Origin of the sequence: Burkholderia sp. 22PA0099 (assembly GCF_047497165.1) — a bacterium.
Lineage (GTDB): Bacteria > Pseudomonadota > Gammaproteobacteria > Burkholderiales > Burkholderiaceae > Burkholderia.
This window is the reverse complement of sequence record NZ_CP163165.1, coordinates 1295488-1311781: the sequence shown is the minus strand read 5'-3', so window position 1 is coordinate 1311781 and position 16294 is coordinate 1295488. Positions and strand designations below refer to the sequence as shown.

Genomic DNA, 16294 nt, shown 5'->3' with positions numbered 1-16294 from the left:
CGCCATGGATGCAGCCGGCGCCCGTCCGAGCGTGGGCCGCCGTCTCGCCGCGCTCGTCTACGAAGGCGTGCTGCTGTTCGGCATCGTGTTTTTCGCCGCGCTCGCCTTCGCGCTCGTGCTCCAGCAGCGCAACGGCCTCGTCCATCACCAACTGCTCGCCATGTGGGTCGCCGTCGTGGTCGGCGCGTATTTTGTCTGGTTCTGGACTCACGGCGGCCAGACCTTGCCGATGAAGACCTGGCGGCTGCGTCTGGTCACCGCGCACGGCACGCCGCTGACGGTGCCGCGCGCCGTGTTCCGCTACCTGCTCGGCTGGCTCTGGTTCCTGCCGCCGCTCGCGCTCCATCTGCTGGCGGGCTTCGCTGTGCCCGTCACGCTGGCCATCACGGCCGCCTGGATCGTGCTGTGGGCGCTTACCGCGCGCCTCGATCCGGCCCGGCAGTTCCCGCACGACCGGCTGGCGGGCACCCGCATCGTGTTCGTGCCGCGCTGATTCCGGCGCCGACTTCGCGCATCGCCCACCTCCCCGCCGCTCCCAACCCTTACCGGCTTCAATCGTCCGACCAATCGGCCTTGACGCGCACGACTGTCGCAAAGATGCATCACGCACCCGACGGCCTTTTTCGCCGGCCGCCCGCCTCGCGGCCACGCTCGCCCCACGCGCCGCGCGGGCCGCGCCGAGGCGAGGTTTGCACCGCCGACCGACCGTAATAAGAACATCCCGTGACTGTCACGGCGAAGTCATCGACGCATGGCGCAATGCCGGTTATCCAACACGGCGCGAGTCATGCATGGGCCTCAAAACGTCCGCGACTACTTTCTTCCAAGATCCGGCCGGCGCACGCGCGACGGCCGCGGCCTTCCTCTCCGGCGCGGCCGACGACGACACCCCGGTCGAATCGCCGCCATGGTCGGCCGCCTCCGGCCACCAGGAAGACGCCGATGGCCCGGCGAACCGCTACCGCACGATCTGGATCTCGGACATCCACCTGGGCACGAGCGGCTGCCAGGCGAACTACCTGCTCGATTTCCTGCGTCACAACGATTCCGAATACCTGTACCTGGTCGGCGACATCATCGACGGCTGGCAACTGAAGAAGGGCTGGTACTGGCCGCAGGCGCACAACGACGTGGTGCAGAAGATCATGCGCAAGGCGCGCAAGGGCACCCAGGTCGTGTATATCCCCGGCAATCACGACGAAGCGGCGCGCCAGTTCTGCGACCTCGCGTTCGGCGAGATCCAGGTGCGCGGCGAGGCGTTCCACACCACGCTGGCCGGCAAGCGCCTGTGGATCGTCCACGGCGACCTGTTCGACGGCGTGATCCAGCACGCCAAATGGCTCGCCTATCTCGGCGACAGCGCCTACACGCTGATCCTGCTGCTGAACCGCTGGTTCAACCGCGTGCGCAGCCGGCTCGGCTTCCAGTACTGGTCGCTGTCGCAATACCTGAAGCACCAGGTCAAGAACGCCGTGAACTTCATCTCGTCGTTCGAGAACGCGATGACCGACGAAGCGCGCCGCCGCGGCTGTGACGGCGTGGTCTGCGGGCACATCCACAAGGCCGAGATCCGCGACATCGACGGCGTGCTGTATTGCAACGACGGCGACTGGGTCGAAAGCCTGTCCGCGCTCGTAGAAACGATGGAAGGCGAGTTGAAGATCGTCTACTGGACGGTGATGCAATCGCCGCCCGTCACCACCTCGCGCAAGGCCAAGGCCACCGCGTGAGCCCCCTGCCTCGCCGCATCCCGCACCCTACAGGACTGCCAGCATGAAGATCATGATCGTCACCGATGCATGGGAACCGCAAGTCAACGGCGTCGTGCGCACCTTGAAGAGCACCTCGCGCGAACTGACGGCGCTCGGCCACCAGGTCGAATTGCTGACGCCGCTCGAATTCCGCACCATCCCGTGCCCGACGTATCCCGAGATCCGCCTGTCGCTGTTCCCGTACGGCAAGCTGCGCGCGCGCGTCGACGCGTTCGCCCCGGACGCGCTGCACATCGCCACCGAAGGCCCGCTCGGCATGGCCGCGCGCCGCTATGCGCGCGCCCACAAGCTGCCGTTCACCACCGCCTATCACACGCGCTTTCCGGAATACGTGCAGGCGCGCTTCGGCTTTCCGCTGTCGGCCACCTACCGCTTCCTGCGCTGGTTCCACGGCGCGTCGCTGGCCGTGATGGCGCCGACGCCGGTGGTCAAGCAGGATCTCGAAGCGTTCGGCTTTACCAACGTGGTGCTGTGGACGCGTGGCGTCGATCTCGACATCTTCGAGCCGAAGGAATCGAAGGTGCTGAACACGGCGCGCCCGATCTTCCTGTACGTGGGGCGCGTGGCGATCGAGAAGAACGTCGAGGCGTTCCTGAAGCTCGACCTGCCCGGTTCGAAATGGGTGGCGGGCGAAGGCCCTGCGCTTGCCGAGCTGAAATCACGCTATCCTGAGGCGAATTATCTTGGCGTGCTGTCGCAGGCGGAGCTCGCCAAGGTTTATGCGGCGGCCGATGTGTTCGTGTTCCCCAGCAAGACCGATACGTTCGGGCTGGTGCTGCTCGAAGCGCTGGCCTGCGGCACGCCGGTGGCCGCGTACCCGGTCACGGGCCCGGTCGACGTGCTCGGCGGCGGCGCTGCCGGCGCGATGAACGAGGATCTGCGCGAGGCCTGCCTCGATGCGCTGAAGATCGATCGCGAAACCGCGCGCGCCTGGGCCGAGCGCTTCTCGTGGCGCGCCGCGTCCGAACAGTTCGCCTCGCACCTGAAGCCGCTGCAAAAACCCGCCAGCCCCCAACCTGAAGGCGCAGCCGTTTGAAACCTGCCATGCGCGCGAAAGCGCCCGCTCCGTCGCCGTCGCCGCTGCGGCGCCCCGCGTTGAACGCGGCCGCCGCGGCACGCGATCCGCATGCCGATAACGATTCCCACGATGCGCATGACGGCAGCGACGCGCACGAGCCGCTCGGCACCGACGACCCGCTCGCGCCGCTGCCGCCGAATCCGTACAAGGGCAATCGCGGGCTGACGCGCGCCTGGTACGCGCTCAAGCATTCGGTCAACGGCTTCCAGGTGGCGATCCGCGAAGAGAGCGCGTTTCGTCAGGAATTGACGCTCGCGGCGATCCTCGTTCCGCTTGGCCTGTTCATGCCGGTCGATGCGGTATCGCACGCACTGCTGATCGGTTCGGTGCTGTTGGTATTGATCGTCGAACTGCTGAACTCCAGCGTGGAAGCCGCGATCGACCGCATTTCGCTGGAGCGCCACGAGCTGTCGAAGCGCGCCAAGGATCTCGGCAGCGCGGCCGTGACGGTCGCGCTGGTGGCCTGCCTCGCGACCTGGGGCTTCATCCTCTGGCCGCTCGTGAAGCGCTGGACCGGCCACTGATACCGGCGTTCGCACCCTGTCAACCGCGCCGATCGACCAACGATCGGCGCGGAAATTTGCCATTGTTCCGTTGTGCGACGAAATACGCCGAAAAAGCGAACGACCGTTTATAATCGTCCGATAGTCTCGAAAGACAAGCTAACCCGAGCCGGACGAAGCCGCCGCATCCTCATGCCGCGCCCGCTCGTCCGGCACATTCAGGGCCGGACGACACATGGAAGCGAAACCTCCCCGCCGCACGCGTGAACGGATCCTCGAGCTGTCGTTGAAGCTGTTCAACGAAATCGGCGAACCGAACGTCACCACCACCACGATCGCCGAGGAAATGGAAATCAGTCCAGGCAACCTGTACTACCATTTCCGCAACAAGGACGACATCATCAACAGCATCTTCGCCCAGTTCGAGCAGCAGATCGAACGGCGACTGCGCTTTCCCGAAGATCACCGTCCGACCATCGACGAAACCTGGTCGTACCTGCAATACATGGCCGACTTCATGTGGACCTACCGGTTCCTGTATCGCGACCTGAACGACCTGCTCGCCCGCAACCGCACGCTCGAAACCCACTTCAAGCAGATCATCAGCCACAAGGTGCGCTTTGCGCACGACATGTGCGATCTGCTGGTGTCCGACGACGAACTGGTGGCCACGCCGGCCGAGATCGACGTGATCGCCACCAACATGGGCGTGATCTCCACCTACTGGCTCTCGTATCAGTACGTCATGCATCCGCGCAAATACAACGACCAGGATGCGATCCGCGACGAACTCCATCAGGTCAGCATGCACGTGATTTCGGTGATGGCGCCGTATCTGCGCGGCCGCTCGCGGCAGATCTTCGATGATCTGGTGTCGGGCAAGCTGCCCAAGCGCGAGTTCCACGATTTCCTGCCGCCGCGCGGCGCACCGAAGGAAGTGAAATCATGAAATCGGTGTGCGTGTATTGCGGTTCGTCGCCGGGCGTGCGCCCGGTATATGCCGAGGCGGCGCGCGGATTCGGCCGGGCGCTGGCCGACGCCGATCTGACGCTCGTGTACGGCGGCGGCCGGGTCGGCCTGATGGGGATCGTCGCCGATGCGGTGCTGGCCGCCGGCGGCCGTGCGGTCGGCGTGATCCCGAAGCTGCTGCTCGACAAGGAAGTCGGCCACGTCGGCCTGACCGAATTGCACGTGGTGCCCGACATGCATCACCGCAAGAAGATGATGGCCGACCTCAGCGATGCGTTCGTCGCGATGCCGGGCGGCGCGGGCACGCTCGAGGAATTCTTCGAGGTCTATACCTGGGCGCAGCTCGGCTATCACCGCAAGCCGGTGGCGCTGCTGAACGTCGAGGGCTTCTACGATCCGCTGGTCGCGATGCTGCGTCATACGGTGGACGAGGGTTTCATGGCCAACACCTACGTCGAATCGCTGTGCGTCGACGCCACGGCCGACGGCATGCTCGATCAGTTGCGCCGCTACGTGCCGCCGCTGCGCGACAAGTGGACGCCGGTGGCCGACGCGCCCTGAGCCCGCTTCGATCCGATCCCGCGAGGCCGGCGCCGCACCGCGCCGGCCTCGTTCGCTTTATCCTCCTGCTTTCCTGTCGTCCCCCTGCGGTTCGCCGCCGTGACGTCGCGCGCCGATCCGCCCATCACGGAGCCGCCTGTCATGTCCGATTCGAAACATCCTGTCGTCCTCATCACCGGCGCGAGCCGCGGCATCGGCGCGGCCACGGCGCGGCTCGCCGCCGCACGCGGCTGGGCCGTCGGCATCAACTACGCACGCGATGCGGCGGCGGCCGACGCGCTCGCGGGCGAGATCCGCGGCCAAGGCGGCCGCGCCGTGACGATACAAGGCGACGTGGCCGCCGAAGCCGACGTGATCGCGATGTTCGACACCGTCGAGCGCGAGCTCGGCCCGCTCGACGCGCTCGTCAACAACGCCGGCATCGTCGCGCCGCCGCTGCCGTTGGCCGACATGGACCTGGCGCGGCTCACCCGCCTGTTCGACGTCAACGTGCTGGGCGCCTACCTGTGCGCGCGGGAAGCGGCGCGCCGCTTGCCGACCAATCGGGGCGGACGCGGCGGCGCGATCGTCAACGTGTCGTCGCTGGCGGCGCGGCTTGGCTCGCCGAACGAATACGTCGATTACGCCGGCTCGAAGGGCGCGGTCGACACGCTCACGCTCGGCCTGGCGAAGGAACTGGCGCCGCACGGGGTGCGCGTCAACGCGGTGCGGCCCGGCCTGATCGATACCGAGATCCATGCCAGCGGCGGACAACCCGATCGCGCCGAGCGGCTCGGCGCGCAGACGCCGATCGGCCGCCCGGGGCGCGCCGACGAGGTGGCCGAAGCCATCGTCTGGCTGCTCGGCAGCGCCGCCTCTTATGTGACCGGCACGCTGGTCGACGTCGGCGGCGGACGCTAACCCACATACCGGGCCGGCGCCCGCCGAAAGCGGGTTCCGCAGCCCAATCATCAGACCTCGCCCGCTCCCCGCCCTTCCGGGCCGGCGTTTTTTTGCCACGCTTGTGTCGCAAAAGCTACACCCGCAAACGTACAAATCACAAAACAACACACACGCCAGAAAAACTCACAGAACGGCCATAGTTTTCGTAACAGGCCGTAATAAAAACGTGCTTAACTAGTGTCCGTCGCGGTCCATCACTGCGGCAATCGCCCCCCCACGGCAGCGTTAATCATCCGGCCGAAGCAGCCGGCTGACCCACCGACTTTTGAGACGTTTTTCGATGCAGGGACCTACTGCTCCCGGCGGCCCGCGCTCGTCCGCACGTGCCCCGATCCGTCATGTCGCGCTCCATCAGGGGGCGTCGCAAGCCGCCAATGCCGCCGCGCTGGGCGGCAGCCTGCCGTTGCCGGGCGACGCCGCGCATGCCGGCGCCTGGCCGAGCGGGTTCGCGCGCGCGAACTGGCGCGTCTGGCTGCTGGTGATCGCGATCGCCTGTGCCTATCTGCTGCCGGGCGTGGTCGGTCACGACCCGTGGAAGCAGGACGAAACCTACACGTTCGGCATCATCCAGCACATGCTGGACACCGGCGACCTGGTGGTGCCCACCAATGCCGGCCAGCCGTTCCTCGAAAAGCCGCCGATCTACGACTGGACGGCCGCCGCCTTCGCCTGGCTGTTCGGCCGCTACCTGCCACTGCATGATGCGGCGCGTCTCGCGAGCGCCCTGTTCGCCGCGCTCGCGTTCGGCTTCACCGCGCGCGCCGCCCGCATCGCCACGCGCGCGCCGCGCTGGCTCGACTTGCGCGTGATCGGCCCGGTCGCGTTGTGCGCGGGCACGCTGGTGGTGGTCAAGCACGTCCACGACATGATGACCGACGTGGCACTGATGGCCGGCGCGGCGATCGCCTTCTCGTCGCTGCTCGAACTCGTGACCGAGCGCGTCGCGGGCCGGCCCGCCAGCCGCTTCGCCGCGCCGGGCTTCGGCGCGGGCGTGGGTATCGCGCTGCTGGCCAAGGGGCTGTTCGTGCCGCTCGTGTTCGGTGCGACGCTCACGCTCGTGCTCGCGCTGTATCCGACCTGCCGCAACCGCGCGTTCTTCCGCTCGCTCGGCGTCGCCGCGCTGGTGCTGGCGCCGTTCGCGCTGATCTGGCCGACCGCGCTGTTCCTGCGCTCCGAAACGCTGTTCATGACCTGGTTCTGGGACAACAACGTCGGCCGCTTCTTCGGCTTTTCGGTGCCCAACCTCGGCGCCGAAAACGACAAGCCGCTGTTCATCTGGCGAGCGCTGCTGACGGTCGGCTTCCCGGTCGGCCCGCTGGCCGCCTATGCGCTGCTCGCGGGCCGCTGGCGCGCGTGGCGCGACCCGGCGGTGACGCTGCCCGCGCTGTTCGGCGGCATCGGCATGATGGTGTTGCAGATGTCGGCCACCTCGCGCGAGCTGTACATCCTGCCGTTCATCGCCCCGCTGGCCCTGCTCGCGGCCGCCGCGCCCGAGCGCATGCCGCTGCGCGCCGCGATGCTGTGGGATTACGCGAGCCGGTTGCTGTTCGGCTGCGTCGCCGTCTATGCCTGGTATGTCTGGTCGATCATGACGTCGGCGCACGCCTCGCGCGCGTCGATCCACTGGCTCGGCCGCTGGTTGCCGCTCGACTGGACCGCGCCGCTGGACCTCGGGTTCGCCGCTGCCGGGCTGGTGCTGACGATCGGCTGGCTATGGGTGCTGCCGTGGCTGCGCGCCACCGGCAAGTGGCGCGGCGCGCTGTCGTGGGCGGCCGGCGTGGTGCTGGTCTGGGGGCTGATCTTCACGCTGCTGCTGCCGTGGCTCGACGTGGCCAAGAGTTACCGCTCGGTGTTTCTCGATCTCGACGCGCATCTGGCCGAGCAATGGAACGAAGGCGACTGCATGGCCAGCCTCGGGCTCGGCGAATCGGAAGCGCCGATGCTGCAATACTTCACCGGCATCGAACATCGCCCGACCGCCAATCCGGCCAGCACGAAGTGCACGTGGATGATCGTGCAGGGCCTGCGCGCCGTGACGCCGAAGATCGACGACGAGTGGGACCTGTACTGGACAGGCGCTCGGCCCGGCGACAACGAGGAACTGCTGCGCGTGTACGTCCGCACGCCGGACGACAACTGACACCAGGCTCGCGCAGGCGAGAAAAAGGGCGCCGGGCTGCTTGCCTGGCGCCCTTTTTCGTTGGGCGATGCCGTGCCTCCGGAATCAACCGGGCCGGTTGCGCATCCAGTCGGCCGTGTCGTAGAACGACACCATGAGCCGCTCGCGCAACGCCGCGTCGAGGCCGATGTCCTCCATCGCCCAGGCCATGCAGCGCAGCCATTGATCGCGCTCCGAGCTGCCGATCGGGAACGGCAGGTGCCGCGCACGCAGCCGCGGATGCCCGAAGCGGCTCACGTAGTGATCGGGGCCGCCGAGCCAGCCGCACAGGAACCAGAAGGTCTTGTCGCGCGAGCCGTCGAGCGAACCGGGGTGCAGCGCGCGAATGCCCGCGAACTCCGGCTCGAGATCCATCAGGTCGTAGAAGCGGTCGATCAGCTCGCGCACGCGCGCCTCGCCGCCCACCAGCTCGAATGCGCTGGGCTTGGCCTGCGCGCCGTCATCGGTTACATCGTCGGTCATACGGAAATCCGGCAAAAAGCGCAACGATACCGCAGCCGCGCGCTCAGGCGTCGCGCAAGGTGTGCAGCGCCGGGCGCGACAGCACGTTGCGCAGGCTCCACCAACCGGCCGCCGCCGCGCAAACGACGCCCGCCACGATGCCGGCCGGCACCACCCACGGGTTGATCGCCATCTCGAACGAAAACACCTGGGTAGCCAGCACCCAGCCGATCGCCAGCGACCCCACCGCCGCGCAAGCGCCCGCGATCGTACCGACGATCACGAACTCCGCGCGCTGCACCGCGCCCACCTGCCTGCGCGACGCGCCGAGCGCGCGCAGCAGCGCCGCCTCGCGCATCCGCTCGTCGCGGCTGCCGGCCAGCGCCGTGTACAGCACCAGGATGCCGGCGGCCAGCGTGAAGCCGAACAGCATCTGCACCGCGCCCACCACCTGCAGCAGCACGCGCTGCAATTGCGCGAGGATCGGCGCCACGTCGATCGCGGTGATGCCCGGCTGCTGCGCGATCAGCCCGTCGATCACGCCCGAACGGCCGGGCGGCAGATGGAAGCTCGTGATGTACATCGCCGGGAAATCGCTCAGCGCGGCCGGCGGCATCAGCACGAAGAAATTGACGCGGAACGTGCCCCAGTCGAGCTTGCGGATGCTGGTGACGGGCGCCTCGATGGTCAGCCCGGTCACGTCGAAGCGCAGCGTGTCGCCGAGCTTCACCTTCAAGGTCTTGGCGAGCCCGGCCTCGATCGAGATCTGCGGCTTCGGCGCGGCGCCGAACCAATGGCCCTCGACCACGCGGTTGTCGTCGGGCAGTTGCGTCGTGTACGACAGGTTGAACTCGCGATCGACCAGGCGGCGAGCGTTCGCGTCGGGGAAGCTGTCCGGGTTGACGGTCTTGCCGTCGATCGCGATCAACCGGCCGCGCACCATCGGTTCGAGCGGTGCATCGTCGATGCCGTGCGAGGCGAGGTAGCGAACCACGCCGGGCCGCTGATCGGGCTGGATATCGATCAGGAACTGATTCGGCGCGTCGGGCGGCGTGGATTTGCGCCAGCCGGCCACCAGGTCGTCACGTGTGATCGAGATCAGCAGCAGGCACATGAGGCCCAGCGCCAGCGCCGTGATCTGCAGCGCGCTGGCGGTGCCGCGCCGGTGCAGCGAGGCGATCGCGTAACGCCAGCCGAGCCCCGCGCCGACGCGCGCGTCGCGCACCGCGCGGGCCGCCGCGAACAGCGTCGCGCGCGCCACCGCCGCGAACAGCACCAGCCCGCCCGCGAAGCCGCCCGCCACGATCAGGCCGAGCCGCAGGTTGCCGGCCGCGACGATCAGCAGCGCCGCGAACAGCACCACGCCGAGGCCGTAGCCGAGCCACGCGGTACGCCCCGCCTCGCCCCATTCACGGCGCAGCACGCGCACCGGCGGCACACGCGTCAGCGGCCACAGCGGCGGCAACGCAAAGCCGAGCAGCAGCACCAGCCCCGCGCCGACGCCGATCAGCGCCGGTGCGATGCCCGGCTGCGGCAGCACCACGTCGATCAGGTTGCCGAGCGCGGACAGCAGCGCAAGGTGGCCGAGATAGCCGAGCGCCGCGCCGAGCACGCCCGACACGATGCCGATCGCGACGAATTCCAGCGTAAACAGCCCGGCCAGCGTGCGCTGGCTGGTACCGAGGCAACGCATCGCCGCGCAGCCGTCGAGATGCCGGCGCATGTAGCGCTGCGCGGCCATCGCGATGGCGACGGCCGACAGCAGCGCCGTCAGCAGCGACACGAGCGTCAGGAAATGGCGCGCACGGTCGAGCGTCTCGCGCACCTGCGGCTGCCCTTCCTGCAGCGATTCGAGCGCGACGCCGCGCAGCTTGCCGCCGTCCACGCGCTGGTGCGCGAGCGCCGCGAAGCGCGCGACGGCCGGATCGGGGCCGGCCACCAGCAGGCGATAGGTGACGCGGCTGCCGTAATCGATCAGCCCCGTCGAAGCCAGTTCGTCCTGACGCAGCATCAGGCGCGGCGAGAAACTGACGAACGAGAAACCGCGGTCGAGTTCACGGGTGATCGCCGCCGACACGCGGAAGTCGCGCAGGCCGACACGCACCACATCGCCGATCTTCAGGTGCAGCGCGTCGAGCAGGGCCGGATCGGCCCACACCGTGCCGGGCGCCGGAATCGTGGCGGTGGCGCGGCCCGGCGCGTTCGGCGCGGCCGCGATCTCGACCCGGCCTCGCAACGGATAACCGTCCGACACGGCCTTGACGGCTGCCAGCCGCGACGGCGCATTCGCGCCGGTGCCGCCCACCATGCTTGGGAAAATCGCCGTGGAGGCGGTGGAAAGGCCGTCCGCGCGTGCGGCGGCCGCGAAGGCCGGATCGACCGGATGATCGGCGCGCACCACGAAATCGGCGCCGAGCATCTGGCGCGCGTCGCGCTCCAGGCCGTGACGCAGCCGGTCGGACAGGAAACCCACGCTGGTCAGCGCCGCGACGGCCAGTACCAGCGCCAGCACCAGCAGCGTCAGCTCGCCCGAGCGCCAGTCGCGCATCGTCATCCGGATCGATTGCCGTACCAGCTCGCCCGGCGTCAGACGTGCGCCGCGCGCGGCGCGCCCTGCTTCATGCTGCGTGGTCAATCCTGCTTGCCTCCGAGTGAATTGAAGCGCGACACCATGTGATGCGCCATGCCGCGAAAGCCGCCCGACACGCCGCGCCAGAGCCGCGGCAGCAGCCAGGCCATGAACGCCATGAAGCCGATCATCAGCAGCAGGAACAGCACCGGCACGAAGAAGGCCAGCGCCAGGCCGGCGAACACCATGCCGTCCTCGGTCGCCGAGGCGATCCAGTTCGACACCGGCTCCGGCGACAGGTTGATCAGCGCGCGCGTGCCGGCCTTGGCCACGTGGGCCGAGCCGGCCAGCGTGCCGCCCGCGAGCCCGGCGACGGCCAGCACCGTGGGATCGGCATGGCCGAGCGCGCCGGCCGCGAGCACCGCGCCGGCCGGAATCCGGATGAACGTGTGGATCGCGTCCCAGAGCGAATCGAACGCGGGAATCTTGTCGGCGAGGAATTCGGCGACAGCCAGTACGGCGGCGGCGCCGATCACCCATGGCGAGGTCAGCGCGGCCAGCGTGTCGGGAAGATGCACGAGGCCGGTGCGCGCCAGCACGCCGGCGATCAGAACCGTCAGATAGAGGCGCAGCCCGCTAGCCCACGCGAGCCCCGCGCCGAGCGAAATGGCCTCGACCATGTGTGGTCTCCTTGCGCGTCGAACGCGCACGCCGGCCGGGCGGCCGGCATAACGGAACCGCCGCCGATGCCCGGGCGGGCAACCGGCGGCGTAATTCCGAGACAATGATTTTGCATTATAGACGCGCCGCAACATGGGCTGCAGGGGATTGCCCCGCAGGCGGGGGCGAGCGTGCCCAATCTGCAACGCCGGGAGACGGTTGCGGTTGCCGCGCGGGGCGTCGGAGCGGCTCCGCCGCGACCTCGGCCGAGTGTCGGAGCGGCGTCGGGCGGACCTCGGGCCGGTTTTGGATCGGCTTCGGATCGGCTTTGGACCGGTTTCAAGCCGGTTTCAAGCCGGCTTCATTCAGGCCCGGCTCAGGCCCGCTTCAGGCCGGCGACGACAGCTTCAACCCGATCAACCCCAGCACGATCAGCGCCGCGCTCGCCACGCGGGCGACGGTCACGGCCTCACCCATCAACACGATGCCGAAGATGAATGCGCCAACCGCGCCGATGCCGGTCCAGACCGCATACGCGGTGCCGAGCGGCAACTGGCGCATCGCCATCGCGAGCAGCACGAAGCTGCCGAGCGCGGTCACGACCGTAAACACCGACGGCCAGAGCCGCGTAAAACCTTCGGACGACTTGAGACCCGCCGCCCAGGCCACTTCGAGCAGGCCGGCGATGAAAAGCAGGATCCAGGACATGAGACGACTCCACCGGGAAGGACGGGGCCGTCCCCGCGGATTGATTGACGCGCCGGGGTCGTCCCCGGGCAGGGGGCGAGTATAACAAAGCGCTTACAAACCGGCAGGGCGTGCGGGATCGACCCCATGCGCGTCAGGGCGATGCGCGGCTTCGGTATCGTCGGTGCGCCCTTCGCCACGGCGCATCGCGTCGGCAAGCCTGCCAACAGGCCGGCGACCCGCGCGGCTCATCCCCTCAAGCCGCGCCCACCAGCCGATACCCCACCCCCGTCTCCGTCACGATGTGCTCCGGCTGCGCCGGATCGGCTTCCAGCTTTTGCCGCAGATGCGCCATGTAGATGCGCAGGTAATGATGGCTCTCCACGTGCGACGGCCCCCACACGTCGCGCAGCAGTTGCCGGTGCGTCAGCACGCGGCCCGCATGGCGCACCAGCGTCGCGAGCAGCCGATATTCGAGCGGCGTCAGGTGCACCGGCGCGCCGCCGCGCGTCACCACGCGCAACGCCAGATCCACCGTGACCTCGCCGAACCGGACGCTCGGCGTATCGTTCGCGCCGCCCAGATTGCGTCGGCGCAGATGCGCGCGGATTCGCGCGAGCAGTTCGGACACGCCGAACGGCTTGGTCAGGTAATCGTCCGCGCCGGCATCGAGCGCGGCCACCTTCTCGTCCTCGCGCGTGCGCGCCGACAGCACGATCACCGGCAGTTCGGACCAGCCGCGCAGCTCGCGGATCACGTCGAGCCCGTCGGTATCGGGCAGGCCCAGATCGACGATCACCAGGTCGGGCTTGCGCGTGGCCGTCTCGATCAGCCCCTGCTTGCCGGTCTCCGCATCGAACACGGCAATGCCCTCCGCCTCCAGCGCGGTGCGCACGAAGCGGCGGATCTGTTTTTCGTCTTCGATCAGGACAACGGTCAGCGTCGGTTCACTCATGGTCGGGCGGAAAGGGAGAAGACAAGGGCGGCGCGGCAGCGGGCGGCACGACCCGCGCATCGAGTGCATCGAGCGCGCCGAGTTCGGCCAGATCGGCCGCTGCGTCGTCGGGCACGGGCGGCGGCGCATCCACCGGCAGCGTGAACCAGAAGCTGGCGCCGGCAATCGAGCCGTCCGGCGCGAGCCGGTTCCGGGCGCCGATCTTACCGCCGTGCGCATCGACGATCGCCCGGCAGATCGCCAGCCCCAGCCCGATCCCGGGCGTGGCCGACTCCTTCTCGCCGCGCGTGAACTTGTCGAAGATGCGCGCTTCCATGCCGGCGCGCAGGCCCGGGCCGTGATCGTCGACGCTCACGCGCACGAACGGCTGGCCGCCCTCCTCGATGCGTTGCGCGCCGATCGTCAGCGCGCTGCCGGCCGGCGTGTACTTGGCCGCGTTCTCGAACAGGTTCGCGAACAGGCGCTCCATCAGCACGGCGTCGGTCTGCAGCAGCGGCAAATCGGCCGGCAGCCGCACCTGCACCGGGTGCCGCGCCAACACGCGCTTGCAGGCGGCCAGCGCCGCGCCGACGGTTTCCTCCAGCAACGACCACTGCCGCTTCAGTTGCAGGCTGCCGGCCTGCAGCCGCGCCATGTCGAGCAGATTGGTGACGATGCCGGTCATGCGCAGCGCCTCGTCGTGGATCGCCTCGACCAGCTCGTACTGCCGGCTCGCCATCTCGGGCAACGCGGGCAGGCCGGGCGATGCCTCGCCGTTCGATGCTTCGGGCGCTTGATCGGGCTTGCCGCCCTGCATCCCCGCCAGCATCGACGAGAACCCGACGATGGTCGTCAACGGCGTACGCAGATCGTGCGAAATCGCCGACAGCAGCGAATTGCGCAAGCGCTCGGACTCCATGCTGACCAGCGCATCGCGCGCGATCTCGACGTAATGCACGCGCTCCAGCGCCAGCGCGATCTGCGCGGCGAACGTGTCGAGCATGCGCTGCTGCTCGGGCGCATCGAGCTCGCGCGGGTCCTGCGCGAGCACCGCCAGCACGCCGCGCGTTCGCATCGGCGCCTTCAGCGGCAGGTACAGCGCCCGCGCCGCGGGCAGCGTATCGGTGCCGTGCCCGGCCGGCTTCTGCTGGTCGTACACCCACTGGCCGACATCGGTATCGAGCGCGGCGCCCGTCAGCGTGACGGCCTCGTCGGGGTTCTCGATCTGCTGGCGAACCTGCTCGGCGCCATCGGTGTTGTCGGGCAGCAGCATCGCCACGCGCGCGCGAAACACCTCGGCCACGTGCCGGCTGCCGATCTCGACGATCTGCTCGGCCGTCAGCGCGGCGGCCAGCTCGCGCGCCATCGCGTACATCGCGCCGGTGCGCCGCTCGCGCCGCTCGGCCACGCCGGCCGACCGGCTCAGGCTGGACGTCAGATGGCTGATCACCAGCGAGGTCAGCAGCATGCCGAAGAAGGTCAGCAGATATTGCGTGTCGGTGACCGACAGCGACATGCGCGGCGGCACGAAGAAGAAATCGAACGCGGCCACCGACAGGAACGACTGCATGACGCCCGGCCCGCGCCCGAGTCGGACCGCGCTGAACACCACGCCGAGCAGGTAGAGCATGACCAGGTTGGTCAGGTCGAGGTGCGCCTGCGCGAGCGCGGCCACCCCGGTCAGCGCCGCGCAGATCAGCGCGGCGGCCACGTAATGGCGCGGCGGCGAGCGCTCGCCGGCCAACTGCACGAACGCATCGCGCCAGGCGCGCGCGCCGGCGTCGGCGGCGCCACGGCGCGGGTCGTCCTGCGCCGAGGTGCGCAGCAGCATCAGATCGAGATCGCCGGCGCGCTCGGCCAGCCGCTCGCCGAACGGCCGCGCGAGCCGCCGCCACAGGCCGGCGCGCGGCGAACCGCCGGCCACCAGCTTCGACACGTTACGCACCTGCGCATAGCCGATCAGCGCGGCCACCGGGTCGCCGCCGGCCAGCGTGACGGTTTCCGCGCCTAGTTCGGCGGCCAGCTTCAGCGCGTCGAGCGGCGGCCGCCGCCGCGCGTCGTCGAGCCGCTGCGATTTCGGCGTTTCGACATAAACGGCGATCCAGTCGGCCTTGAGCCCGGCCGCCAGACGCGCGGCGGCACGCACCAGCGTGGGCGCCTCCGGCCCCGACCCGACGCACACCAGCAGCCGCTCGCGCGCCTGCCAGATGCGCGCGATCGAGCGGTCGGCGCGGTACTCGCGCATCTGCGCGTCGACGCGGTCGGCGGTGCGCCGCAGCGCCAGCTCGCGCAACGCGATCAGGTTGCCCTTGCGGAAGAAGTTGCGCACCGCGCGCTCGGCCTGCTGCGGCAGATACACCTTGCCGTCGCGCATCCGTTCGAGCAGTTCGTCGGCGGGCAGGTCGACCAGCGTGACCTCGTCGGCCGCATCGAACACGTGGTCGGGCACCGTCTCCCAGACGCGGATGCCGGTGATCGCGCCCACCACGTCGTTGAGGCTGTCGAGATGCTGGACGTTGACGGTGGTGTAGACGTCGATGCCCGCGTCGAGCAGCTCGTGCACGTCCTGCCAGCGCTTCAGGTGGCGCGAGCCGGTCACGTTCGAATGGGCCAGTTCGTCGACCAGCACGAGCTGCGGCCGGCGCGCGAGCGCGGCGTCGAGGTCGAATTCGGCCAGCTGCCGGCCGCGATGCTCGAGCGCGAGCGGCGGCAGCAGGTCGAGCCCGTCGAGCAGCGCGGCCGTCTCGCGGCGGCCGTGCGTCTCGACGATGCCGACCAGCACGTCCACGCCCTCGTCGGCGCGCACGCGCGCGGCCTGCAACATCGCGTAGGTCTTGCCGACGCCGGCCGACGCGCCGAAGAAGATCTTCAGCCGGCCGCGCTGCTGCTTCTCTTCCTCGCGCTGAAGCTTGTCGAGAAGCTGGTCGGGATCGGGGCGATTCATGCGGAGGGCGGTGCGCCGGCGGCGCGAGTCACGGTCGTGGCAAGCATTGTGGTGC

Annotated in this window: 13 protein-coding genes and 2 pseudogenes; 9 read left to right on the top strand and 6 right to left on the bottom strand. The window is 69.1% G+C overall.

Annotation, left to right across the window (positions count from 1 at the left end):
* Positions 1–4 precede the first annotated feature (4 nt).
* The 9 genes and pseudogenes from AB4851_RS21325 (at position 5) to AB4851_RS21285 (ending at position 7965) form a co-directional block, all read left to right on the top strand.
* A complete protein-coding gene (locus tag AB4851_RS21325; RefSeq protein ID WP_414451360.1) occupies positions 5–493 on the top strand; it encodes an RDD family protein in 489 nt (162 codons plus the stop codon).
* 298 nt (positions 494–791) lie between these two features.
* Positions 792–891: pseudogene (locus AB4851_RS21320) on the top strand (UDP-2,3-diacylglucosamine diphosphatase); the annotation flags it as partial.
* 62 nt (positions 892–953) lie between these two features.
* A pseudogene (locus AB4851_RS21315) lies at positions 954–1730 on the top strand (UDP-2,3-diacylglucosamine diphosphatase); the annotation flags it as partial.
* Between the two features lie 43 nt (positions 1731–1773).
* Positions 1774–2808: a glycosyltransferase family 4 protein gene (locus AB4851_RS21310; protein WP_414451359.1), complete on the top strand. Its 1035-nt coding sequence runs from the start codon at positions 1774–1776 to the stop codon at positions 2806–2808.
* Between the two features lie 8 nt (positions 2809–2816).
* A complete protein-coding gene (locus AB4851_RS21305; RefSeq protein ID WP_414451358.1) occupies positions 2817–3374 on the top strand; it encodes a diacylglycerol kinase in 558 nt (185 codons plus the stop codon).
* A 214-nt stretch (positions 3375–3588) separates the two neighbouring features.
* Positions 3589–4302 (top strand): TetR/AcrR family transcriptional regulator, encoded by a 714-nt coding sequence (locus tag AB4851_RS21300; RefSeq protein ID WP_414442662.1) that lies wholly within the window; start codon positions 3589–3591, stop codon positions 4300–4302.
* The gene (locus tag AB4851_RS21295; RefSeq protein WP_414442663.1) at positions 4299–4883 is read left to right on the top strand and encodes a TIGR00730 family Rossman fold protein; all 585 of its coding nucleotides are present in this window, start codon (positions 4299–4301) and stop codon (positions 4881–4883) included. Before AB4851_RS21300 ends, AB4851_RS21295 begins: the two co-directional genes overlap by 4 nt.
* A 141-nt stretch (positions 4884–5024) precedes the next feature.
* A complete protein-coding gene (locus AB4851_RS21290; RefSeq protein ID WP_414451357.1) occupies positions 5025–5783 on the top strand; it encodes an SDR family oxidoreductase in 759 nt (252 codons plus the stop codon).
* Positions 5784–6105: 322 nt separating this feature from the next.
* Complete coding sequence (locus tag AB4851_RS21285) at positions 6106–7965, top strand: ArnT family glycosyltransferase (protein WP_414451356.1); 1860 nt, start codon at positions 6106–6108, stop codon at positions 7963–7965.
* Positions 7966–8049: 84 nt separating this feature from the next.
* Here AB4851_RS21285 and AB4851_RS21280 read toward each other — a convergent pair whose 3' ends face one another.
* From AB4851_RS21280 to AB4851_RS21255, 6 genes are all read right to left on the bottom strand, one after another.
* A complete protein-coding gene (locus tag AB4851_RS21280; protein WP_414451355.1) occupies positions 8050–8466 on the bottom strand; it encodes a group II truncated hemoglobin in 417 nt (138 codons plus the stop codon).
* A gap of 43 nt (positions 8467–8509) precedes the next feature.
* Positions 8510–11035, bottom strand: a complete 2526-nt coding sequence (locus tag AB4851_RS21275) for an ABC transporter permease (protein WP_414451909.1) — start codon at positions 11033–11035, stop codon at positions 8510–8512.
* A 41-nt stretch (positions 11036–11076) separates the two neighbouring features.
* Positions 11077–11694: a DUF4126 domain-containing protein gene (locus AB4851_RS21270; protein WP_414451354.1), complete on the bottom strand. Its 618-nt coding sequence runs from the start codon at positions 11692–11694 to the stop codon at positions 11077–11079.
* 367 nt (positions 11695–12061) lie between these two features.
* Positions 12062–12382 (bottom strand): quaternary ammonium compound efflux SMR transporter SugE, encoded by a 321-nt coding sequence (gene sugE, locus AB4851_RS21265; protein WP_414451353.1) that lies wholly within the window; start codon positions 12380–12382, stop codon positions 12062–12064.
* Between the two features lie 235 nt (positions 12383–12617).
* The gene (gene kdpE, locus AB4851_RS21260; RefSeq protein WP_206131301.1) at positions 12618–13316 is read right to left on the bottom strand and encodes a two-component system response regulator KdpE; all 699 of its coding nucleotides are present in this window, start codon (positions 13314–13316) and stop codon (positions 12618–12620) included.
* Entirely contained in the window at positions 13309–16239 is a 2931-nt protein-coding gene (locus tag AB4851_RS21255) for a DUF4118 domain-containing protein (RefSeq protein WP_414451352.1), read from the bottom strand. Before AB4851_RS21255 ends, kdpE begins: the two co-directional genes overlap by 8 nt.
* Positions 16240–16294: the final 55 nt, after the last annotated feature.